This window comes from Streptomyces sp. A1277, assembly GCF_004795015.1.
In the GTDB taxonomy this organism is placed as follows: domain Bacteria; phylum Actinomycetota; class Actinomycetes; order Streptomycetales; family Streptomycetaceae; genus Streptomyces.
Genome location: NZ_SSBI01000014.1, coordinates 59372 through 80537 on the forward strand (window position 1 = coordinate 59372; position 21166 = coordinate 80537).

At 71.2% G+C, this 21166-nt stretch carries 20 protein-coding genes and 1 riboswitch; of the genes, 11 read left to right on the forward strand and 9 right to left on the reverse strand.

Going from position 1 to position 21166, the window contains the following annotated elements:
* Positions 1-142: 142 nt before the first annotated feature.
* From rsgA to E6R18_RS12040, 3 genes are read right to left on the reverse strand one after another with little or no spacing between them, the layout of a single operon-like run.
* Positions 143-1159, reverse strand: a complete 1017-nt coding sequence (gene rsgA, locus E6R18_RS12030; protein WP_136316877.1) for a ribosome small subunit-dependent GTPase A — start codon at positions 1157-1159, stop codon at positions 143-145.
* Between the two features lie 3 nt (positions 1160-1162).
* Positions 1163-2512 carry a 3-phosphoshikimate 1-carboxyvinyltransferase gene (gene aroA / locus E6R18_RS12035; protein ID WP_136316878.1) on the reverse strand — a complete coding sequence of 450 codons (1350 nt, stop codon included), beginning with the start codon at positions 2510-2512 and terminating at the stop codon, positions 1163-1165.
* A 37-nt stretch (positions 2513-2549) separates the two neighbouring features.
* Complete coding sequence (locus E6R18_RS12040; protein WP_136316879.1) at positions 2550-3263, reverse strand: M50 family metallopeptidase; 714 nt, start codon at positions 3261-3263, stop codon at positions 2550-2552.
* Between the two features lie 65 nt (positions 3264-3328).
* Between E6R18_RS12040 and E6R18_RS12045 the strand changes: the two genes are divergently transcribed.
* The 9 genes from E6R18_RS12045 (at position 3329) to E6R18_RS12085 (ending at position 11603) form a co-directional block, all read left to right on the forward strand.
* Positions 3329-4144 (forward strand): SOS response-associated peptidase, encoded by an 816-nt coding sequence (locus E6R18_RS12045; RefSeq protein WP_136316880.1) that lies wholly within the window; start codon positions 3329-3331, stop codon positions 4142-4144.
* Positions 4145-4192: 48 nt separating this feature from the next.
* Positions 4193-4843, forward strand: a complete 651-nt coding sequence (locus E6R18_RS12050) for an alpha/beta family hydrolase (protein ID WP_136316881.1) — start codon at positions 4193-4195, stop codon at positions 4841-4843.
* A 284-nt stretch (positions 4844-5127) separates the two neighbouring features.
* The gene (locus E6R18_RS12055) at positions 5128-5784 is read left to right on the forward strand and encodes a sigma-70 family RNA polymerase sigma factor (RefSeq protein WP_018105559.1); all 657 of its coding nucleotides are present in this window, start codon (positions 5128-5130) and stop codon (positions 5782-5784) included.
* Positions 5781-6101, forward strand: a complete 321-nt coding sequence (rsrA, locus tag E6R18_RS12060) for a mycothiol system anti-sigma-R factor (protein ID WP_136316883.1) — start codon at positions 5781-5783, stop codon at positions 6099-6101. Before E6R18_RS12055 ends, rsrA begins: the two co-directional genes overlap by 4 nt.
* Positions 6102-6211: 110 nt before the next feature.
* Complete coding sequence (locus E6R18_RS12065; RefSeq protein ID WP_136316884.1) at positions 6212-7600, forward strand: HD-GYP domain-containing protein; 1389 nt, start codon at positions 6212-6214, stop codon at positions 7598-7600.
* Positions 7597-8880, forward strand: coding sequence for an HD domain-containing protein (locus tag E6R18_RS12070; RefSeq protein WP_136316885.1), 1284 nt, complete (start codon positions 7597-7599; stop codon positions 8878-8880). The genes E6R18_RS12065 and E6R18_RS12070 overlap by 4 nt, the downstream gene beginning before the upstream one ends.
* Positions 8881-8971: 91 nt before the next feature.
* Entirely contained in the window at positions 8972-9964 is a 993-nt protein-coding gene (locus tag E6R18_RS12075) for a hypothetical protein (protein WP_018549909.1), read from the forward strand.
* Between the two features lie 104 nt (positions 9965-10068).
* Entirely contained in the window at positions 10069-10707 is a 639-nt protein-coding gene (def, locus tag E6R18_RS12080) for a peptide deformylase (protein ID WP_136316886.1), read from the forward strand.
* A gap of 164 nt (positions 10708-10871) precedes the next feature.
* A complete protein-coding gene (locus tag E6R18_RS12085; protein ID WP_136316887.1) occupies positions 10872-11603 on the forward strand; it encodes a D-Ala-D-Ala carboxypeptidase family metallohydrolase in 732 nt (243 codons plus the stop codon).
* A gap of 50 nt (positions 11604-11653) precedes the next feature.
* On the opposite strand, the gene E6R18_RS12090 is transcribed toward E6R18_RS12085, so the two are convergent.
* Positions 11654-12628 carry a helix-turn-helix domain-containing protein gene (locus tag E6R18_RS12090; RefSeq protein ID WP_136316888.1) on the reverse strand — a complete coding sequence of 325 codons (975 nt, stop codon included), beginning with the start codon at positions 12626-12628 and terminating at the stop codon, positions 11654-11656.
* A gap of 81 nt (positions 12629-12709) precedes the next feature.
* Here E6R18_RS12090 and E6R18_RS12095 point away from each other — a divergent pair, with 81 nt between their 5' ends.
* Positions 12710-12922 (forward strand): hypothetical protein, encoded by a 213-nt coding sequence (locus E6R18_RS12095; RefSeq protein ID WP_136316889.1) that lies wholly within the window; start codon positions 12710-12712, stop codon positions 12920-12922.
* A gap of 12 nt (positions 12923-12934) precedes the next feature.
* On the opposite strand, the gene E6R18_RS12100 is transcribed toward E6R18_RS12095, so the two are convergent.
* The 5 genes from E6R18_RS12100 to E6R18_RS12120 all read right to left on the reverse strand — a co-directional run bounded on the left by E6R18_RS12100 (position 12935) and on the right by E6R18_RS12120 (position 19567).
* Positions 12935-13951 (reverse strand): ribonucleotide-diphosphate reductase subunit beta, encoded by a 1017-nt coding sequence (locus tag E6R18_RS12100; protein ID WP_206308266.1) that lies wholly within the window; start codon positions 13949-13951, stop codon positions 12935-12937.
* Complete coding sequence (locus E6R18_RS12105) at positions 13951-16347, reverse strand: ribonucleoside-diphosphate reductase subunit alpha (RefSeq protein WP_136316891.1); 2397 nt, start codon at positions 16345-16347, stop codon at positions 13951-13953. Before E6R18_RS12105 ends, E6R18_RS12100 begins: the two co-directional genes overlap by 1 nt.
* Before the next feature lie 140 nt (positions 16348-16487).
* Positions 16488-16619: riboswitch (cobalamin riboswitch) on the reverse strand.
* Positions 16620-16677: 58 nt separating this feature from the next.
* Positions 16678-18306 carry a sodium:solute symporter family protein gene (locus E6R18_RS12110; RefSeq protein ID WP_136316892.1) on the reverse strand — a complete coding sequence of 543 codons (1629 nt, stop codon included), beginning with the start codon at positions 18304-18306 and terminating at the stop codon, positions 16678-16680.
* On the reverse strand, positions 18303-18557 hold the full coding sequence (locus E6R18_RS12115) for a DUF3311 domain-containing protein (RefSeq protein ID WP_136316893.1): 255 nt from the start codon (positions 18555-18557) through the stop codon (positions 18303-18305). The genes E6R18_RS12110 and E6R18_RS12115 overlap by 4 nt, the downstream gene beginning before the upstream one ends.
* 239 nt (positions 18558-18796) lie before the next feature.
* Positions 18797-19567: a GntR family transcriptional regulator gene (locus E6R18_RS12120; protein ID WP_136316942.1), complete on the reverse strand. Its 771-nt coding sequence runs from the start codon at positions 19565-19567 to the stop codon at positions 18797-18799.
* A gap of 282 nt (positions 19568-19849) precedes the next feature.
* Here E6R18_RS12120 and E6R18_RS12125 point away from each other — a divergent pair, with 282 nt between their 5' ends.
* Positions 19850-21151, forward strand: coding sequence for a sugar ABC transporter substrate-binding protein (locus E6R18_RS12125; RefSeq protein WP_136316894.1), 1302 nt, complete (start codon positions 19850-19852; stop codon positions 21149-21151).
* Positions 21152-21166: the final 15 nt, after the last annotated feature.

A 21166-nucleotide genomic window follows, 5' to 3' on the forward strand; every position in this document is an offset into this window, starting at 1 on the left:
CCCGGTGCCGCCGGGCGTGATTCGTGATTATGCACTTACCGGCGGCGAGTGATCGCAAACGTACCCGGTCCGGTCGTCCGCGCGCCGCATCCGGCCCGGCGAGGACCGGCCGCCCGCGCTTCGTACCCGGACCGGACGGCTTTCAGTCGCCCTCGCGCCGGTTGCGGGTGGACAGCAGACGGCGCAGCGAGTCCAGCCGCGCCGGGTCCGCGTGCCCCTCCGCCACCCAGGCGTCCAGCGCGCATTCCGGTTCGTGGCTGTCGTGGGTGCAGCCGCGCGGACAATCCTCCGTGCCGGGCTGGAGGTCCGGGAAGGCGTGGATGACCCGGGACGGGTCGACGTGGTGCAGCCCGAACGAGCGGACGCCCGGGGTGTCGATCACCCAGCCCCGGTAGTCCGGCAGCGGCAGGGCCAGCGCCGACGTCGTGGTGTGCCGGCCCCGGCCGGTGACCGCGTTGACGACCCCGGTGGTGCGCCGCTTCTCCTTCGGCACCAGCGCGTTGACCAGGGTGGTCTTGCCGACGCCGGAGTGCCCGACGAAGGCGGTCACCCGGTCCTTGAGCTGCTCGCGTACCCGGTCGGCCGCGTCCCCGTTCTCCAGCTCCTCGCGGCTGGTGACGACGAACGGCACGCCCAGCGGGGTGTACGCGCTCAGCAGCTTGTCGGGCGGTGCCAGGTCGGATTTGGTCAGTACCAGGAGCGGGGAGAGCCCGCCGTCGTACGCGGCGACCAGGCAGCGGTCGATCATCCGCGGGCGGGGTTCCGGATCGGCCAGTGCGGTGACGATCGCCAGCTGGTCCGCGTTGGCCACGACCACCCGCTCGAACGGGTCGTCGTCGTCCGCCGTCCGGCGCAGCACCGAGCGGCGCTCGCCGATGCGCACGATCCGGGCGAGCGTGTCCTTGTCGCCGGACAGATCGCCGACCAGGGAGACCGTGTCGCCGACCACCGCTGCCTTGCGGCCCAGCTCGCGGGCCTTCATGGCGGTGATCGTGCGGCCGTCCACGAGGCAGGTGAGGCGGCCCCGGTCCACGGTGAGGACCATGCCCTCCTCGGCGTCCTCGTGCTTGGGCCGGATGTGGGTACGCGGCCGGTTGCCCTTGCGGTTGGGGCGGACGCGGATGTCGTCCTCGTCGGGGTTCTTGCCGTAGCGGCGCATGTCTCAGGCCCCGAGCATTCCGGTCCACATCTGCGGGAAGTCGGGCAGGGTCTTGGCGGTCGTCGCCACGTTCTCGATCTCCACTCCGGGGACGGCAAGGCCGATGATCGACCCCGCGGTGGCCATCCGGTGGTCGTCGTACGTATGGAAGGTACCGCCGTGCAGCGGTCGTGGCCGGATGTGCAGTCCGTCCGCGGTCTCGGTGACGTCGCCGCCCAGCTCGTTGATCTCCTTGGTGAGCGCGGCCAGCCGGTCCGTCTCGTGGAGCCGCAGGTGGGCGACGCCGCTGAGCGTCGAGGGGGAGTCGGCCAGGGCGGCGACGGCCGCGATGCCCGGGGTCAGCTCGCCGACCTCGCCGAGGTCGACGTCGATGCCGTGGACGCGGCCCGAGCCGGTGAGGGTGAGCCCGTGCTCGGTCAGCTCGCAGCTGCCGCCCATCGCGGTGAAGATCTCGCGCAGCGCGTCACCGGGCTGCGTGGTGCGCAGCGGCCAGTCCGGGATGGTGACCCGCCCGCCGGTGACCAGCGCCGCGGCGAGGAACGGCTGGGCGTTGGAGAGGTCCGGCTCGATGGTCAGGTCGCGGCCGAGCAGGGCGGAGGGGGAGACCCGCCAGACGTTCGGCTCGCCGCCCGTCTCCGGCTCGTCCACCTGCGCGCCGACGGCCCGCAGCATGTCCACGGTCATCCGGATGTGCGGCATGGAGGGCAGCCGGTCGCCGGTGTGGCGGACCTCCACGCCCTGGTTGAAGCGCGGCGCGGACAGCAGCAGCGCCGAGACGAACTGGGAGGACGAGGAGGCGTCGATCGCGACCGGGCCGCCGTCCAGCGCCCCGCCGCCGTGCACGGTCATCGGCAGCGAGCCCCGGGAGTCGTCGTCGATCCGGGCGCCGAGCACCCGCAGGGCGTCGATCACCCCGGTCAGCGGGCGCTCGTAGGACCGCGGGTCGCCGTCGAAGCGGACCTCGCCCTCGGCGAGCGTGGCGACCGGGGGCAGGAAGCGCATGACCGTACCGGCGTTGCCGACGTCCACCGTGACCGGGCCGTGCAGAGGGGCGGGGATGACCCGCCACGCCTCGCCCGTGGCCTCCGGGCCCTCGGCGCCGTCCGTCGCGGCGGAGCTGGAGGACACCGTCTCCTCGATGCGCACACCCATCGCGCGCAGCGCGTCCGCCATCAGCAGGGTGTCGCGGGAGCGCAGCGGGCGGCGCAGCCAGCCCGGCTCCGAGGAGAGCGCGGCGAGCACCAGCGCGCGGTTGGTGACCGACTTGGAACCGGGCACGGTGACGGTCGCGTCGACGGCTCCGCTCGCGAGGGGGGCGGGCCAGAGGGCGGGATGCACGGCACTTTCGGTCATGCGCTCACTTTAGAGGTTCGGGCCATGGTGGGCCCGGTCACAGCCCCAGCAGCCAGCGGCCCCCGCCGATCAGCGAGCACAGCGAGACCGCGTGGAAGAGGAACAGCCACAGCGCGGCCGGCACGTCGGTCAGCCGGGCCAGCTGGTCCGCGTCCGAGTCCGGGGCCCCGCCGTGCCGCCGCTTCGACTGGAGCTCGAACACCGGGCGTACCCCGCCCAGCAGCAGGAACCAGACCGCGCTGTAGGCGAACAGCGACTGCCAGGCCGGCGAGGCCAGCCAGGACACGAGCAGGAAGAGCGAACCGGTGAGGATCACCGTCAGCGCCCCGTACACGTTGCGGATCATCACCAGCATCACCGCGAGCAGGGCCGTGGCCACCCACAGCAGCAGCGTGATCCGGCCGTCCACCAGCAGCCAGGCGCCGCCGAGCCCGAGCAGGGAGGGCGCGGTGTAGCCCGCCGCCGCGGTCAGCACCATGCCGATGCCGGTCGGCTTGCCCCGGCTCACCGTCAGCCCGCTGGTGTCCGAGTGCAGCCGGATGCCGGAGAGCTGCCGGCCGGAGAGCAGGGCGATCAGCCCGTGGCCGCCCTCGTGGGCGATGGTGATCGCGTTGCGGGACAGCCGCCACAGGGCGTTCGGGACGACGACGATGAACGCCGCCGTGGCGGTGACCACCACCAGCCACTGCTCGGGGGCGGGCTGGGTGCCGACGATGCGGTCCCACAGATTGCCGAGATCGGTGCTGTCCATGGGGTGGGCGGCTCCTTGCGGGGAGTGGGTCCGGTCGGGACGGCGGTCGTGGCAGTCTGGCACTTATGTGCGGACGGTATGCAGCGAGTCGGCGGCCCGAGGATCTGACCGGACTCTTCCAGGTGGAGAAGTGGGAACCGGCCGAGACGCTGGAGCCCGACTACAACGTGGCGCCGACCAAGGAGGTCTACGCCGTACTGGAACGCCCTGTGAAAGACGCGGACGACCAGCGTCCGGTTCGCCAGATGCGCGCCCTGAAATGGGGGCTCGTCCCGTCCTGGGCCAAGAACCCCGAGGGCGCCGCCCGGATGATCAACGCCCGCGCCGAGACGGTCCACGAGAAGCCGTCCTTCCGCCGCCCCTTCGTCTCCCGGCGCTGCATCCTGCCCGCCGACGGCTATTACGAGTGGGTGACCGGCGCCGAGGAGCGGCAGATGGAGGAGAAGGGCCGCCGCAAACGCCCCCGTAAGCAGCCCTACTTCGTGACCCCGGCCGACGGCTCGGTCTTCGCGATGGCCGGTCTGTACGAGTTCTGGCGCGACCGGACCCTGCCCGACGACCACCCGCAGGCATGGTGGGTCACCTGCTCGGTGATCACCACCGAGGCGGAGACCGCCCCGCTCGCCGTGGCCCCCGCCGACGGCCCGGCCGCGCTCGCCGACATCCACCCCCGGATGCCGCTGATGCTCACCCCGGACCGCTGGGACGACTGGCTGGACCCCTCGCGCACCGACATCGAGGAGCTGCGCGCCCTGCTCACACCGCCGCCCCCCGGCCTGATGCGCGCCTACCCGGTGGCGACCGCCGTCAGCAACGTCCGCAACAACGGGCCCGAGCTGAAGGACGAGCTGGCCGAGCCCGAGGTGAGCACGCTCTTCTGACCCACGCGCCACCCGCGTACCGCCCACCGGTGTTGGTTGGATGGAGGCGTGAACACCGACGGCACGCACCCCCGCACCGAGACGGTCGAGACCGAGGCCGGGACCGCCCGGATCACCTGGCTGGCCGCCGCCGCACCGCGTCTCCTGCTCGCGCTCGGCCACGGCGCCGGCGGCGGCATCGGGGCCCGCGACCTGACGGCCCTTGGCGCCGCCCTGCCCGCGCACGGCGTGAGCGTCGCCCTCGTGGAGCAGCCCTGGCGAGTCGCCGGGAAGAAGCTCGCGCCCGCCCCGAAGACCCTGGACACCGGATGGCGCGGGCTGTGGCCGGCCCTCGCCGCCCCCGGGCTCCCCGTCGTGGCCGGCGGCCGCAGCGCCGGCGCCCGGGTGGCCTGCCGCACCGCGGCCACGCTCGGCGCCCGCGCGGTCCTCGCGCTCAGCTTCCCGCTGCACCCGCCGGGCCGCCCCGAGAAGACCCGCGCCGGCGAACTGCTGGGCTGTCAGGTGCCCGCGCTCGTCGTGCAGGGCGGCAACGACCCGTTCGGCAGGCCCGCCGAATTCCCCCCGGGCGACTACCGGATCACCGAGGTGCCGCACGGTGACCACGGCTTCGCCGTTCCCAGGAAATCCGGTCTGACCGAGGACCGGGCGATGGAGATCCTCACCACATCCGTCACCGAGTGGCTGGCCGGAATCGTCTGAACCGGTGCGGGCCCCGGACCGGGGAATGCCGGACGGCGGGCCGCTGTTGTTGCGGACATCGGTACACCAACGTCGTATGTGGAGAGGGAGTCCGTCGCATGGGTTCGACCATCTGCCCGCGTCGCAGAGACGCCGCTGACCTGGAGTGGACGGTCCTGCATGCGGCCAGGACCGCCCCCGGGCGGTCCCTCGGTGCGACGGAACGACAGCCCGCGCCGGACCAAGGTCGACTATTCTCCGATTCGAGCGGGTCCGGTTTCGGCTCCGCCCCAGCGTTGGAGGAGGTGGGTCCGGTCACAGGGACCGACACAGGGACCGACGACGGCCGCCCGCAGGAGACGACGGCCGAGCGCAACGCGCGCTTCGAGCGCGACGCCCTCGGTTTCCTCGACCAGATGTACTCGGCCGCGCTGCGCATGACGCGCAACCCCGCGGACGCCGAGGACCTGGTCCAGGAGACGTATGCCAAGGCGTACGGCTCCTTCCATCAGTTCCGTGAGGGCACCAACCTCAAGGCGTGGATGTACCGCATCCTGACGAACACCTTCATCAACTCGTACCGCAAGAAGCAGCGCGAACCCCAGCGCAGTGCCGCCGAGGAGATCGAGGACTGGCAGCTGGCCCGCGCCGAGTCGCACATGTCGACCGGGCTGCGCTCCGCCGAGTCGCAGGCCCTCGACCACCTGCCCGACTCGGACGTGAAGTCCGCCCTGCAGGCGATCCCGGAGGAGTTCCGCATCGCGGTGTATCTCGCCGATGTCGAGGGCTTTGCCTACAAGGAGATCGCGGACATCATGGGGACTCCCATCGGTACGGTGATGTCCCGACTGCACCGGGGCCGCCGTCAACTGCGCGGCATGCTGGAGGACTACGCCCGTGACCGCGGGCTCGTCCCCGCCGGCGCCGGTGAGTCGGACGATCGGAAAGGCTCGGGCTCATGAGCTGCGGAGAGCCGCACGAGACGGAGTGCGCAGAGGTCCTCGACCACCTCTACGAGTTCCTCGACCGGGAGATGCCCGACAGCGACTGCACCAAGTTCGAGGCGCATTTCGTCGAGTGTTCCCCCTGCCTGGAGAAGTACGGCCTGGAGCAGGCCGTCAAGAAGCTGGTGAAGCGCTGCTGCGGTCAGGACGACGTGCCGGCTGACCTGCGCTCCAAGGTGATGGGCCGCATCGACCTCATCCGCTCGGGACAGGCCGTGCCGGAACAGGACGTCACGGTCTCCGGCGCCGAGGTGCCGACCGCCGCCAAGGAATGACGTCCCCCGCCTTCACCCGAACGTGCTAATCGCCCTCATCGGCCCCCGCCCGGGAGGCCCCGCTCGCTAGCGTGGCCCCTTCACGAGCGGAGCTGGGGGGCGAGCCAGGGGTGAGAGCCATAAGCAGGGCGGCGCGGGCCCACATCGGCGCCGTCGCCCTCTGCGCCGGCCTCTGCGTCCAGCCCGCGCTGCTCCCCGGCGCCGGCACCCCGTGGGCCACCCTCGGACTGCTCACCGGGCTCTACCTCGCCTGTGAACTCCCCGGCCGCCGCCCGTTCTCCGGCGGCTCGTCACCGCTCGCCGCGGGATCGTTCTTCCCGCTGCTGCTCGCCGCCGCCTTCCTGCTCCCGCCGTCCGCCGCGGCGCTCGTCGCGATCCCCGGCTCCCTCGTGGGCCGGGTGGACGAGCCCCCGGCCGCCGCCCGCCGGATCTGGCGCGCCGCACAGCTCGCCGTCACCGTCTGGGCGGCCGCCACCGTGCACACCCTCCTGGGCGGGCCCGCCGCGCTCGGCGGCCCCGGGCTGCTGCCCGACCTCCCGTACGCCCTCCTGCCGGTCTGCGCGGCCGCCCTCGCCTTCAGTGCCGTGCTCGCCGCCCTGGACGGCTCGATCCTGGCCGCCGCCGAACAGCTCCCGCTGCGCCGCGCCTGGCGGGGACTGCTGCCGCGCTCACTCGCCCCGCACCTGGTGCACGGCCTCGCCGGGCTCATGATGGCCGTCCTGTGGAACAGCCCGTACGGGCCGCTGGCCGCGCTCTTCGTGCTCCTGCCCATGTACATCTCCTGCTGGGTCTTCGCCCAGTACCACCGCGAGCACGCCGCGCACCGGGCCACGATCAGGGCCCTCGTGCAGGCCGTCGACATCAAGGACACCTACACCCGGGGCCACAGCGAACGGGTCGGCCGCGCCTCCGTCCTCATCGCCCAGGAGCTCGGCATGACCCGGGAGCGCGTCGAGGTGCTCCGGTTCGCGGGCATCCTGCACGACGTGGGCAAGCTCGGCGTGCCCACCCGGGTGCTGCGCAAGGACGGCCCGCTGACCCCCGAGGAGCGGCGGGTGATCGAGCTCCACCCGGAGTACGGGCACGAGATCGTGCGCGGCATCGGCTTCCTCGGCGAGGCGCGGGCCGCGATCCTGCACCACCACGAACGGCTCGACGGCGGCGGATACCCGTACGGGCTCGCCGGCCGCGCCATCCCCGAGTGCGCCCGCGTGGTCGCCGTCGCCGACGCCTTCGACGCGATGACCTCGACCCGCTCCTACCGGCCGGGCCGCCCGGTCCCGGTCGCCGTTCAGGAGCTGAAACGGTGCGCCGGCACCCAGTTCGACCCGCAGATGGTGCGGGCGCTGGCGCGCGGCCTGGAGCGGTACGGGTGGTTCGGGGCGGTGACCGCGGACGATGTGCGGGTGCCGCCGTCCCGGGGGGAGGAGCGCCCCCGGGACGTGAGCACCGGGGCCGCGCGACTGCCGGACGGCCTTGAGGGGAAGGCGCCGCGGTGACCCCCCGGTGGGCCCGGCCGGCGCCCGCGACCCTCGGCGTGCGCGGCGCCGCCCTCCTGCTCGCCGCCGCCGGGCTCGGGCACACCCTCTGGCGCGGCGTCCACGAACCGGGCCACGCCCTCGCCTTCGGGGCCCTCATCACCATCGGCGAGCTGGCCCGCTGGGGCGCCCTGCCAGGGGAACGCGAACCCGCGCCGCTCGGCGCCGCCGGGGCCCTCGCGTACGCCCTGCTCGGGCGCAGCGGCGGTCAGCCCACCAGCCACGGGGTACTCCAGGTGGTCGCCGTGCTGGCCGCCGCCCAGCTCGTCGCCTCGGTGCCGCAGGTGGCGCGCGACGCGGGGCCGGGCGCCGACCAGGCGGCCCGGCGCCTGCTCACCGTGACCTTCGCGGCGGTCTGCTTCCAGCCGCTGTACAACTCGGGCCGCTGCGAGGACTGGTTCGGCGACGGCCCCTACTACGCGGCCTTCCTGCTCCTGCTGCTCGGACTCACCGCGCTGTGCGACGCCGTCCTCACCGCCCTGCTGCTGCGCGCCCGCACCCGCCCGCCCGGCTCGCGCGCCGCCCCCGCCCCGTACGGCCCGCTCCTTTGCGACGAGCTGCGGGCGCTGACCGGCATCGGGTCCGCGGTCTGCGCGACCGGCGCGGTCATGGCGCTCGGGGTGGCCGCCGCCGGGCTGTGGGCGCTGCCCGTGCTGTGCGTACCCCTGCTGCTGACCCAGCTCTCCTTCCGCCGCTTCACCGCCGTGCGCACCACCTACCGGCAGACCATCGCCTCGCTCGCCCGGTCCACCGAGATCGCCGGCTACACCCCGCACGGCCACGCCCGCAGGGTCGCCGAGCTGTGCACGGCCGTCGGGCGCGAGATGGGGCTCTCCGGGCCCGAGCTCACCGTCCTGGAGTACGCGGCGCTGATGCACGACATCGGCCAGCTCTCCCTGGTCGACCCGGTGCCGGCCGGGGCGACGGCGGTGCTGCCGGTCACCGAGCAGCGCCGGATCGCCCTGCTCGGCGGGGCGGTGGTCCGCCAGACCGGGGTGGACGCGAAGGTGGCCGTCGTGGTGGAACAGCAGGCCGACCCCTACCGCGAGCAGCCGCTGTCCGCCAGGATCGTCCGGGCGGTGAACGCATACGACGACCTGTGCGGGGAAAGTCTCTCCGGGCCACTGAGTGCGCTGGAGCAGCTCAGGCTCGGGACCGGGCACGATTTCCAGCCGCAGGTGGTGGAATCGCTGGCCCGGGTTCTGGCCAGGGGCGGTCTGACCCCCGTCCCGCCCGGGTAACCGATGGGTAATGAGCGGGCGTCCGGCCGGGCATGGTTGGATGCGAAGAGAGCGGTAGAACGAGGGTGTCCAGTCGGGACAGGCGGGAATCGTGAGGATCTTCGGGAAGGTACGGCATCGGCCGTCCGCCTCTTGGCGGCAGGCCACGGACCGCGCGTTCACGCTGATCGGCGACGGCCGGTACGAGGACGCGGGCGCGCTGCTGACACGTGCGGCGGACCTGGAACCCTGGCTCTCGGAGTCGTGGTTCAACCTGGCGCTGCTGCACAAATTCCGGCACGACTGGGAGCAGGCGAGAGCGGCCGGCCTGCGGGCCGTCGCGCTGCTCGACAAGGAATCCGGCGCCCCGGACTGGTGGAACGTCGGGATCGCCGCGACCGCGCTCCAGGACTGGCCGCTGGCGCGCCGGGCCTGGCAGGCGTACGGGCTCAAGGTCCCCGGCGGCGGCCAGCAGACCCCGGCCGCGGGCAGCGAGCCGGTCGGCATGGAGCTGGGCAGCGCGGCGGTGCGGCTGTCGCCCGAGGGCGAGGCCGAGGTCGTGTGGGGCCGCAGGCTCGACCCGGCGCGGATAGAGGTGCTGTCGATCCCGCTGCCGTCCTCCGGGCGGCGCTGGGGCGAGGTCGTGCTGCACGACGGCGTGCCGAACGGCGAGCGGATCACCGCGGCGGGCCCGTCCTACCCGGTGTTCGACGAGATCGAGCTGTGGGCCCCGTCGCCCGTGCCGACCTGGGTGGTGCTCCTGGAGGCGGCCACCGAGGCGGACCGGGACGCGCTGGAGCAGCTGGCGTCCGATGCGGGCTTCGCCGCCGAGGACTGGTCCTCGTCCGTGCGGCTGCTGTGCCGGTCCTGTTCGGAGAGCCGGATGGAGAGCGACGAGGGCGACGGCGAGCACCTGGACCCGCACGACCACAGCGAGCCGGGCCACCCGGGGCCGCTGGGCCACCGCACGGCCGGTGAGCTGTGGGTGCCGGAGCGCGAGTGCGGCCTCGCGGCGCCGGCCGGCCTGGTGCGCGGGCTCCTGGACGGCTGGGTGGCGGACAGCCCGGACAGCCGCGAGTGGCGGGATCTCGAAGAAGTCTGCTGACCGGTGCCCGTAGGCTGTACGCGCACCGATTCCGGTGCTCGGGCGCCCGCGTTCCAACGAGCCGAGCCCCGGGTTTCAGGTTGTGAGGAAGGCGTACGGCGGACATGGCGCAGCAGGAGACGGACGAGCAGGTCAGCGTCGACGAGGAGGGCTTCCTCATCGACACCGAGGACTGTGAGGCGCGCGAGACGGCACACCGCGAGCGCGGCACCTCCCGCCCGATCACGGTCGTCGGCAACCCGGTCCTGCACAAGGAGTGCAAGGACGTCACGGAGTTCGACGACGAGCTGGCTGCGCTGATCGACGACATGTTCGCGAGCCAGCGGACGGCGGAGGGCGTGGGCCTGGCCGCCAACCAGATCGGCGTGGACCTCAAGGTCTTCGTCTACGACTGCCCGGACGACGAGGGCGTGCGACACGTCGGCGCCATCTGCAACCCGGTGCTGGAGGAGCTGCCGCCCGAGGCGCGGGTCCTGGACGACTCCGGCGAGGGCTGCCTCTCCGTCCCGACGGCGTACGCCTCGCTGGCCCGCCCGGACTACGCCGTGGTACGCGGCCAGGACGCGAACGGCAACCCGGTCAGGGTGCGCGGCACGGGCTACTTCGCGCGCTGCCTCCAGCACGAGACGGACCACCTGTACGGCTACCTGTACATCGACCGGCTCTCCAAGCGCGACCGCAAGGACGCGCTGCGGCAGATGGCGGAGAACACCCCGCGCTACGAGGTCGTCCCGAACGACTGACCCGGCTCCACGCGCCGTCGCGCGGGCTCGTCCCCGGTACGCCGGGGCCGGGCCCGCGCCGCTTTTCCGGATGGCCGACTTCCGTTCCTACACGCGTAGTTGACGCGCGTTGACTCGTCCGACAGGCTCTTGGCCCACAACCTCCACAGCGGTAGGGAGCCCTCATGATCAGACGTTCCGCACGACTGCTGCTCAGCCTTGTCATGACCATGGCATTCGCGTGGGGCGGGGTCATGGTCACGGCCGGCGCCGCCCAGGCCGACGGCTGCTACACCTGGACCCGCACCCTGAAGTCGGGCGCCACCGGCAACGACGTCGTCCAGCTCCAGATCAGGGTCGCCGGATACCCCGGGTACAACTCGGTCCTCGCCGTCGACGGCTCGTACGGGCCCGCCACCGCCGCCGCCGTCAAGCGCTTCCAGGCCGCCTACGGGCTGGCCGCCGACGGCATCGCGGGCCCCGCCACGCAGGCCAAGCTCTACGCCCTCCAGGACAACGACTGCACCCCGGCGCACTTCACGTACGCCGAGATGAACCGCTGCAACAGCACCTGGGCGAGCGGCGCCGTCGCCGCGGGGACGGCGAAAGCCAACGCGCTGAGCACCATGTGGAAGCTGGAGGCGCTGCGCCACGCGCTCGGTGACCACCCCATCACCATCAACAGCGGGTTCCGGTCGAAGTCCTGCAACAGCGCCGTCGGCGGCGCCTCGAACAGCCGCCACATGTACGGCGACGCGGCCGACCTAGGCGGGATCGCCTTCTGCACCCTCGCCAAGGAGGCCCGCTACCACGGCTTCAACGGGATTCTCGGCCCGGGCTACCCGGACCACAACGACCACGTCCACGTGAACCAGGGCCCCAGCCACTACTGGTCGGCGCCCAACTGCGGCATCTGACACGCGTGGGGGCCCGCCGGAATCCGGCGGGCCCTCACGCGCACATGAGGTCAGGCGACCTCGGCGACCGCGGAGGGCCCCCGGAAGGTGCGCCGGTAGGCGTGCGGCGTGGTGCCGAGCGAGCGGACGAACTGGTGGCGCAGGGCCGCGGAGTTCCCGAAGCCCGTCTGCCCGGCGATCGTGTCCATCGTCTCGTCGGACGTCTCCAGCAGGTGCTGGGCCAGCAGGACACGCTGGCGCAGCAGCCAGCGGTACGGCGTGGTGCCGGTCTCCTGCTGGAAGCGGCGGGCGAAGGTGCGCGGCGACATGTGCGCCTGGGCGGCCAGTTGCTCGACGGTCATCTCCCGGTCGAGGTGGCGCTCCATCCAGGCGAGCGTGTCGCCCACCGTGTCGCAGCGGGTGCGCGGCAGCGGCCGCTCGATGTACTGCGCCTGCCCGCCGTCCCGGTGCGGCGGCACCACCATGCGGCGGGCGATGGTGTTGGCGGCGGCCGGACCGTACGCCTGGCGGACCAGGTGCAGACAGGCGTCGATCCCCGCCGCCGTCCCCGCCGACGTGATGACCGGGCCCGCGTCCACGTACAGCACGTCCGGCTCCACACAGGCGCTCGGGAAGCGGCGGGCCAGTTCGTCGGCGTGGCGCCAGTGCGTGGTGCAGCGCCGGCCGTCCAGCAGCCCGGCCGCGCCCAGCAGATATGCCCCCGAGCAGACGCTCAGCACCCGCGCCCCCCGCTCCACGGCCCGGCGCAGCGCCTCCAGGACCTCCTCGGGGAACTCCCGGTCCCCGAAGCGGCTGCCGGCCGGTACGGCGATGAGGTCGGCCTCCTCCAGGCGGTCGATGCCGTACGGGGTGCTGATGGTGAAACCGGCGTGCGTCCGCAGCCGGGGGCCCTCGGCGGAGACCACGGCGAAGTCGTGCACCGGCAGGCCCTCGTCGCTGCGGTCGAGGCCGAACACCTCGCAGAGCACCCCGAGTTCGAAGGGGTGGACATCGTCGAGCATCAGGACGGCGACATTGTTCAGCATGGAACCAGTGTGGCAGCAATTCGATGGTTCATGACAGTCCTGCCACTGCCGCTCCGCCTCGCGAACGACGACAGTAGAGGCATGAACACATTCCTGAACTACCTGGGCATAGCAGCTCTTTTCGCACTCGTCCTGCTGCCGGTGCTGGTCGGCGTCGCCCGCGAGCGCCGCATCGACCGCGAGCTGCGCGAAGCGGAACGGGACCGCAGCACCCGCCCACCGCAAACGACGGACGCCGCGCGGCCGGTGAGGGTCGCACGGCGTCCGTACGTCAGGAGCTGGGCCAGGATCTAGCCCCCGGCTCTACTAGAAGTCGTCGTCGAAGCCGACCGTGCCCTCGACGGCCACCTGGTAGGCGGACGGGCGCCGCTCGAAGAAGTTCGTCAGCTCCTGCACCCCCTGGAGCTCCATGAACGAGAACGGGTTCTGCGAGCCGTACACCGCCGGGAAGCCCAGCCGGGTGAGCCGCTGGTCGGCGACGCACTCCAGGTACTCCCGCATCGACTCGGTGTTCATGCCGGGCAGCCCGTCGCCGCACAGGTCGCGGCCGAACTGCAGCTCAGCCTCGACGGCCTCCTTCAGCATGTCCGTGACCTGCTGCTGGAGCGCGTCGTCGAAGAGCTCCGGCTCCTCCTTGCGGACCGTGTCCACGACCTCGAACGCGAAGTTCATGTGCATGGTCTCGTCGCGGAAGACCCAGTTGGTCCCCGTGGCGAGACCGTGCAGCAGGCCGCGCGAGCGGAACCAGTACACGTACGCGAAGGCGCCGTAGAAGAACAGACCCTCGATGCACGCGGCGAAGCAGATCAGGTTCAGCAGGAAGCGGCGGCGGTCGGACTTCGTCTCCAGCCGGTCGATCGACTCGACCGAGTCCATCCACTTGAAGCAGAACTGCGCCTTCTCGCGGATCGACGGGATGTTCTCCACCGCCGCGAACGCCGCCGCCCGGTCGTCCGGGTCGGGCAGATAGGTGTCGAGCAGCGTCAGATAGAACTGGACGTGCACGGCCTCCTCGAACAGCTGCCTCGACAGGTACAGCCGCGCCTCGGGGGAGTTGATGTGCTTGTACAGCGTCAGCACGAGGTTGTTGGCCACGATCGAGTCACCGGTCGCGAAGAACGCCACCAGCCGGCCGATCAGGTGCTGCTCGGCGGGCGTCATCTTGGCGAGGTCCGCCACGTCGGAGTGGAGGTCGACCTCCTCCACGTGCCAGGTGTTCTTGATCGCGTCCCGGTAGCGCTCGTAGAAGTCCGGGTAGCGCATGGGCCGCAGGGTCAGTTCGAATCCCGGGTCCAGCAGGTTCTTGTCGTTGTCGGAGCTCATCACTGGCACGCCTCGCAGGACTCGGGGTTTTCCAGGGAGCAGGCGATGGCGTCCGCGTCGGGAGACTGCGCCTGCTGTACGGGGATGGGGGCGGCGGCCGCCGCCTGGCCGGACGCGGCGCGGGCGATCCGGGTCGCCGGGCGCGAACGCAGGTAGTACGTCGTCTTCAGCCCCTGCTTCCAGGCGTACGCGTACATCGAGGAGAGCTTGCCGATCGTCGGCGTCTCCAGGAAGAGGTTCAGCGACTGGCTCTGGTCGAGGAAGGGCGTGCGGGCCGCCGCCATGTCGATCAGGCCGCGCTGCGGGATCTCCCACGCGGTGCGGTACAGCGCCCGCACGCCCTCGGGGATCCACGCGAAGCCCTGCACCGAACCGCTCGCCTCGCGCAGCGCCTCACGGGTCCGCGCGTCCCACACGCCGAGCCGCTTCAGCTCGTCCACCAGATAGCCGTTGACCTGGAGGAACTCACCGCTGAGCGTCTCGCGCTTGAAGAGGTTGGACACCTGGGGCTCGATGCACTCGTAGACCCCCGCGATCGAGGCGATCGTCGCGGTCGGGGCGATGGCCAGGAGCAGCGAGTTGCGCATCCCGGTCTCCGCGATCCGGGCGCGCAGGGCCTCCCAGCGCTCCGGCCAGTTCAGCTCGGTGTCGTAGTGGTCCGGGTGCAGCACCCCGCGCGCGGCCCGGGTCTCGGACCAGGCGGGGAGGGGACCCGACCGCTTGGCGAGGTCGCAGGACGCCTCGTAGGCGGCGAGCATGATCCGCTCGGAGATCTTCGTGGAGAGCGCGCGGGCCTCGGGGGAGTCGAAGGGCAGCCGCAGCTGGAAGAAGACGTCCTGGAGGCCCATGGCGCCCAGGCCCACCGGCCGCCAGCGGGCGTTGGACCGGCCGGCCTGCTCGGTCGGGTAGAAGTTGATGTCCACGACCCGGTCGAGGAAGGTGACCGCCGTACGCACGGTGGCGTCCAGGCGCTCCCAGTCGATCGTGCCCTCGGTGACGAACGCGCCGAGGTTGACCGAGCCGAGGTTGCAGACGGCCGTCTCGCCGTCGTCGGTGACCTCCAGGATCTCGGTGCACAGGTTCGATGAGTGCACGACGCGGCCCGGCTCGGCGGTCTGGTTCGCGGTCCGGTTGGAGGCGTCCTTGAACGTCATCCAGCCCTGGCCGGTCTGCGCGAGGGTCCGCATCATCCGGCCGTAGAGCTCACGGGCCGGCAGGGTCTTGCGGGCCAGGCCCTTCGCCTCGGCGGCCCGGTACGCGGCGTCGAAGTCGTCGCCCCACAGGTCGGTCAGCTCGGGCGCGTCCGCCGGGGAGAACAGCGACCAGGTGGTGTCCGCGTCGACCCGGCGCATGAACTCGTCCGGGATCCAGTGGGCCAGGTTCAGGTTGTGCGTACGCCGCTGGTCCTCGCCCGTGTTGTCGCGGAGCTCCAGGAACTCCTCGATGTCCGCGTGCCACGTCTCCAGGTAGACCGCGGCGGCGCCCTTGCGCCGGCCGCCCTGGTTGACGGCGGCGACGGAGGCGTCCAGCGTCTTCAGGAACGGCACGATGCCGTTGGAGTGGCCGTTGGTACCGCGGATCAGCGAACCACGGGCGCGGATACGGGAGTAGGAGAGGCCGATGCCGCCCGCGTGCTTCGACAGGCGCGCCACCTGGTGGTAGCGGTCGTAGATCGAGTCCAGCTCGTCCAGCGGCGAGTCCAGCAGGTAGCAGGAGGACATCTGCGGGTGACGGGTGCCGGAGTTGAAGAGCGTGGGGGAGGAGGGCAGGTAGTCCAGCCGGCTCATCAGCCCGTACAGCGCGGCGACCTCGTCCAGCGCGCGCTCGGAGTCGTCCTCGGCGAGCCCGGCGGCGACCCGGAGCATGAAGTGCTGCGGGGTCTCGATGACCTGGCGGGTGTGCGGGTGGCGCAGCAGGTAGCGGCTGTGCAGGGTGCGCAGGCCGAAGTAGCCGAAGCGGTCGTCGGCGCCGTCGGCGAGGGACCGCTCCGCCAGCGCGTCCAGGGCCGCGGCGTGCAGCGTGACGAACGCGGCGGTGCGGTCCGCGATCAGGCCCTCGCGGTGCCCCACGGCGACCGACGCGGAGAACGACGTCGAGCCCTGCCCGGCGGCCTCGTCCGCGATGGAGCGGGTGAGGAGGCGGGCGGCGAGCCGGGAGTAGGCGGGGTCCTCGGAGATGAGGCCCGCGGCGGCCTCGGTGGCCAGCGAGCGCAGCTCCGCCTCGTCCGACCGGGCGTTGCGGCCGCGCAGGGCCGCGGCGGCGACGCGCCCGGGGTCGGTGTCGGGCAGGTCGGCGGTGAGGTCGGTCAGGGTCCGCAGCAGTGCGGTGCCGGGCCCGTCGCTCATGGTCCCCGTTGATTCGGCCGCTGAGACCGGATCGGCTGGCGCGATGGTCACGTGGTGCTCTCCCTCGCTCGGCTCTGGGCCGGCGGGGAGCGGGGGCAGCCGGGCGGAGGGCGGGCCCGGACAGGGCAGCACTCCGTGCGGCGTCCACCGGCCCATCCACGAGGCCCGGACGTCTGGGCACCCGGTTCGGTCGAGCCGGATGCGCTGTCGGCAGGTCCTCGGACTCATGGGTGCGCAAAAGCACACCGAACACACCGTTGCGGGACAGTTCCGGATTCGCACCGGATTCCCCTGCGGCGACAGCGAGCATGAGCATACATGTGGGGGCCGCCCGATGAGGCGGCCCCCACATGTTGTGTCGCGTGACGTAATCGTGTGCGGTCAGTGACCGCCCGGCGCCCCCGCCGTGGCCGGCGGCAGCTTCTCCTGGACGCCCGGGTCGCCCGCGTCCGCGGTGTAGTCGCCCGGAGCGGTCTCGTCGATCCCGGCGGGCGCCTTCACGGCGTTCAGGACGAAGGTCAGCACCACGGTGACCACGACGTTCAGCACGAAGGCCGTGAGGCCGATGTAGCCGATCTCACCGAGGCCCGGGATCTCCTTGGAGGACCCGCCGAAGTGCTTCTGCGTCGGGCTGGCGACCCCGTACGCGGCGGCCGTCCCGTAGATCATGCCGACCGCCCAGCCGGCGAGCAGCGCCCAGCGGTGGAACCACCGGGTGAACAGGCCGCCCACCAGGGCCGGCATCGTCTGGAGGATCCAGATCCCGCCGAGCAGCTGGAAGTTGATCGCGACCGTCTTGTCCATGGTCAGGACGAAGGCGAGCGCGCCGACCTTGACCAGCAGCGAGACCAGCTTGGAGACCTTGGTCTCCTGGGCGGGCGTCGCGTCGGGCTTCAGGAAGTCCTTGTAGATGTTGCGGGTGAACAGGTTCGCCGCGGCGATGGACATGATCGCGGCCGGCACCAGCGCGCCGATGCCGATGGCGGCGAACGCCACGCCCGCGAACCAGTCGGGGAACATGTTCTCGAACAGCTGCGGGATGGCCAGCTGGCCGTTGTCCACCTTGACGCCGGCGGCGATCGCCATGAAGCCGAGCAGCGCGAGCAGGCCCAGCATCAGCGAGTACAGCGGCAGGATCGTGGTGTTGCGGCGGATCACCTCACGGCTGCGGCTGGAGAGCGTCGCCGTGATGGAGTGCGGGTACATGAAGAGCGCCAGCGCGGAGCCGAGCGCCAGGGTGGCGTAGCCCCACTGGCCCGCCTCGGCCGGGGCGAGCGCGCCGGTCGGCTTGCCACCGGGCGGTCCGGCGAACTTGTCCTGGGCGGCCGCGAAGATGTCGTCGAAGCCGCCGAGCTTGATCGGGATGTAGATGATCGCCACGGCGATGACCAGGTAGATCAGCCCGTCCTTGACGAACGCGATCAGCGCCGGCGCGCGCAGCCCGGAGGAGTAGGTGTACGCGGCGAGGACCGCGAACGCGATGAGCAGCGGCAGGTCCTTGACGAACCAGTTGGTGTTCTCGCCGCCGCCGACGCCCATCACGTCCAGCACGGCCTGGATGCCGACGAGCTGGAGCGCGATGTAGGGCATCGTGGCGAGGATGCCGGTGACGGCGACCGCCAGCGAAAGGCCCTTCGAGCCGAAGCGGCCGCGGACGAAGTCCGAGGTGGTGACGTAGCCGTGCTTGTGCGAGACCGACCACAGGCGCGGCAGGAAGGTGAAGATCAGCGGGTACACCAGGATGGTGTAGGGCACCGCGAAGAAGCCGGACGCGCCCGCCGCGTAGATCGCCGCGGGGACGGCGACGAAGGTGTACGCCGTGTAGAGGTCGCCGCCGAGCAGGAACCAGGTGACCCAGGTGCCGAACGACCTTCCGCCCAGCCCCCATTCGTCGAGGCTGGCCTCGTTCTCGGCCCTGCGCCAGCGCGCGGCCAGGAAGCCCATGACCGTGACGGCCAGGAAGAAGAAGATGAAGACGCCGAGCGCGACGCCGTTCACGCCGTCCTTCATGCCGACGCACCCCCCTTGCGGGCGCGCTGGTCACGCTGCCACAGCTTGTACGCGATCATGGTGAGGGCGGTCGAGATCAGCACCCACAGCATCTGGTACCAGTAGAAGAACGGGATGCCGATGAACGTCGGGTCGATCTTCGCGTACGAGCCCACCCAGAGCATCGCCACGAACGGCGCGATGAGGCAGAGGGCGATGACCACCCTCACCGGTGTGACGGTGGGTGGCTTTTCTTCTGGTTCTTCCGGCATGGCGGCGACTCCGTCCCCTCGCTGATCACCTGTGATGCGCAGGAAATCTAAAGGAGCGTTCCAGCCAGCGTCACCCCCTGTCCGCATTGCGGTCCGACAACGGTCGACGGGGGTCTGCCATATGATCACGATTGCGCCGAACATCCCGTCCCAAGTGCGCAGATGGGGCGGGCGCGGAACGCGGAACAGCCCCCGGCGGCGGTCCGGGGGCTGTTCGGCGGGCACATACGTGCGGTGGGTCAGTCCAGCGGCCGCTTGAGGCGGGCCACGAACTTGTAGCGGTCACCGCGGTAGACCGAGCGCACCCACTCGACCGGCTCGCCCTGCTCGTCCAGCGAGTGGCGGGACAGCATGAGCATCGGCAGGCCCACGTCCGTGCCGAGCAGTCCGGCCTCGCGCGGGGTGGCGAGCGAGGTCTCGATGGTCTCCTCGGCCTCGGCCAGCCTGACGTCGTACACCTCGGCCAGCGCGGTGTAGAGCGAGGTGTACTTCACCAGTGAACGGCGCAGCGCCGGAAAGCGCTTGGCCGACAGGTGCGTGGTCTCGATGGCCATCGGCTCGCCGCTCGCCAGGCGCAGGCGCTCGATGCGCAGGACACGGCCGCCCGCGTTGATGTCGAGCAGCCCGGCGAGGGTGTCGTCGGCGGTGACATAGCCGATGTCGAGGAGCTGCGAGGCCGGTTCGAGGCCCTGGGCCCGCATGTCCTCGGTGTACGAGGTGAGTTGCAGGGCCTGGGAGACCTTCGGCTTGGCGACGAAGGTGCCCTTGCCCTGGATGCGTTCCAGCCGGCCCTCGACGACCAGTTCCTGGAGCGCCTGGCGCACGGTGGTGCGCGAGGTGTCGAACTCGGCGGCCAGGGTCCGTTCCGGTGGGACGGGGGTGCCCGGCGGCATGGTGTCCGTCATGTCGAGGAGATGTCGCTTCAGCCGGTAGTACTTCGGGACGCGCGCGGTACGCGCACCGGCGCCCGTGCCCGTCTCGTTCTCCGAACTGCCCCCGTCGGCGCCCATGGCCCGCCTTCCCGACTGCTGCGTTGCTGCCGTCACCGGCTCCTCCGTCTGTCGCGGCTCACATGGTGGCACGGTCCGGTCACGGCTCGTCGCCCTCCCTCAGGTGTCGGTCCTATAACGGACGCGAGTGCACTTCTTATACACCCTTGACACCCCTAAAGGTCTAGGCCAAGCTCCCGGTACTGGTCTAAACCATTAAAGACCAGGTCCCAGCCCCAGCAGTACTCGTCGACGTTTCCGCGCGGTGGGGGAGGGGGTTGCAGCATCCCTGAGGAGGGTGGCGTGAAGCGCAAGCTCATCGCGGCGATCGGCGTCGCGGGCATGTTGGTTTCCATTGCGGCGTGTGGCGGTTCGGACGACAAGTCGTCCTCGAAGGACCCGAAGGACCGCAAGGAAGACCTGACTGTCTGGCTCATGGGCGAGGCCCAGTCGACCTGGCCGGAACTGGTCAAGGACGTCAACGCCCAGTTCAAGGAGAAGTACCCGAACGTCAAGGTCAAGGTCCAGTACCAGGGCTGGGCGGACAAGGTCAAGAAGCTCGACACCTCCCTCGGTGGCGACAAGTTCCCGGACGTTGTCGAGCTCGGCAACACCGAGACCATGCAGTACATCCTCAACGGTGCGCTCGGTGAGGTCGACACCGCGAAGTACGAGAACTCGGACTCCTGGATCAAGGGTCTGAAGGACACCTGCTCCTACGAGGGCAAGATCTACTGTGTCCCGTACTACGCCAGTGCCCGTCTGGCCGTCTACAACAAGGACATGCTGAAGGCCGGCACCGGCAGCGACGTCCTTCCGCAGAACGAGGACGACTTCCTCAAGGCCATGGACAAGGTCCAGGCCCAGCTCGCGAAGAAGGACAAGCGCGCCTCGTCCCTGTACTACCCGGGCCGTTACTGGTACGCCGCCATGTCCTACGTCGCGGCCGAGGGCGGCCAGATCGCCAAGTACGACGAGGGCTCGAAGGAGTGGAAGGCCAGCCTCTCCACTCCCGAGGCGCAGAAGGGCATCCAGCACTTCATCGACCTGGTCAAGAAGTACAACAAGGCCGACCAGACGAAGGACGAGCAGGACCACGCCAACGTCATGGCCAACGAGAAGGCCGCGGTCATCTACGGCCAGGCTTGGGAGGCCGGCAGCGTCACCACGGGCGAGAACGGCAACCCGAAGCTCGACGGCAAGATCGCCACGGCCGGTATGCCCGGCCCGAACGGCAAGGCGCTCCCGTCCTTCATCGGTGGCTCCGACCTCGCCACCATCTCCAAGTCGAAGGTCCAGGACCTCGGCCAGGAGTGGATCTCCCTCTTCACCAACGCGAAGTCCATGGACGTCCTCGCGTCGAAGAACATCCTCCCGAACAACGAGAAGCAGCTCGAGCCGCTGAAGGCCAAGCCCGAGACGGCCGCCATCGCCAACGCGGTGCCGGACGCCTGGTTCACGCCGATCGCGCCGGGCTGGGCCTCCATCGAGAAGGAGGAGATTCTGGAGAACATGCTCCTGAAGATCCTCAAGGGCACGTCCGTCGCCGACGCCACCAAGAAGGCCGACAGCGAGATCGACGCACTGATCAACAAGAAGGCCTGAGCCTTCTGATCGCCA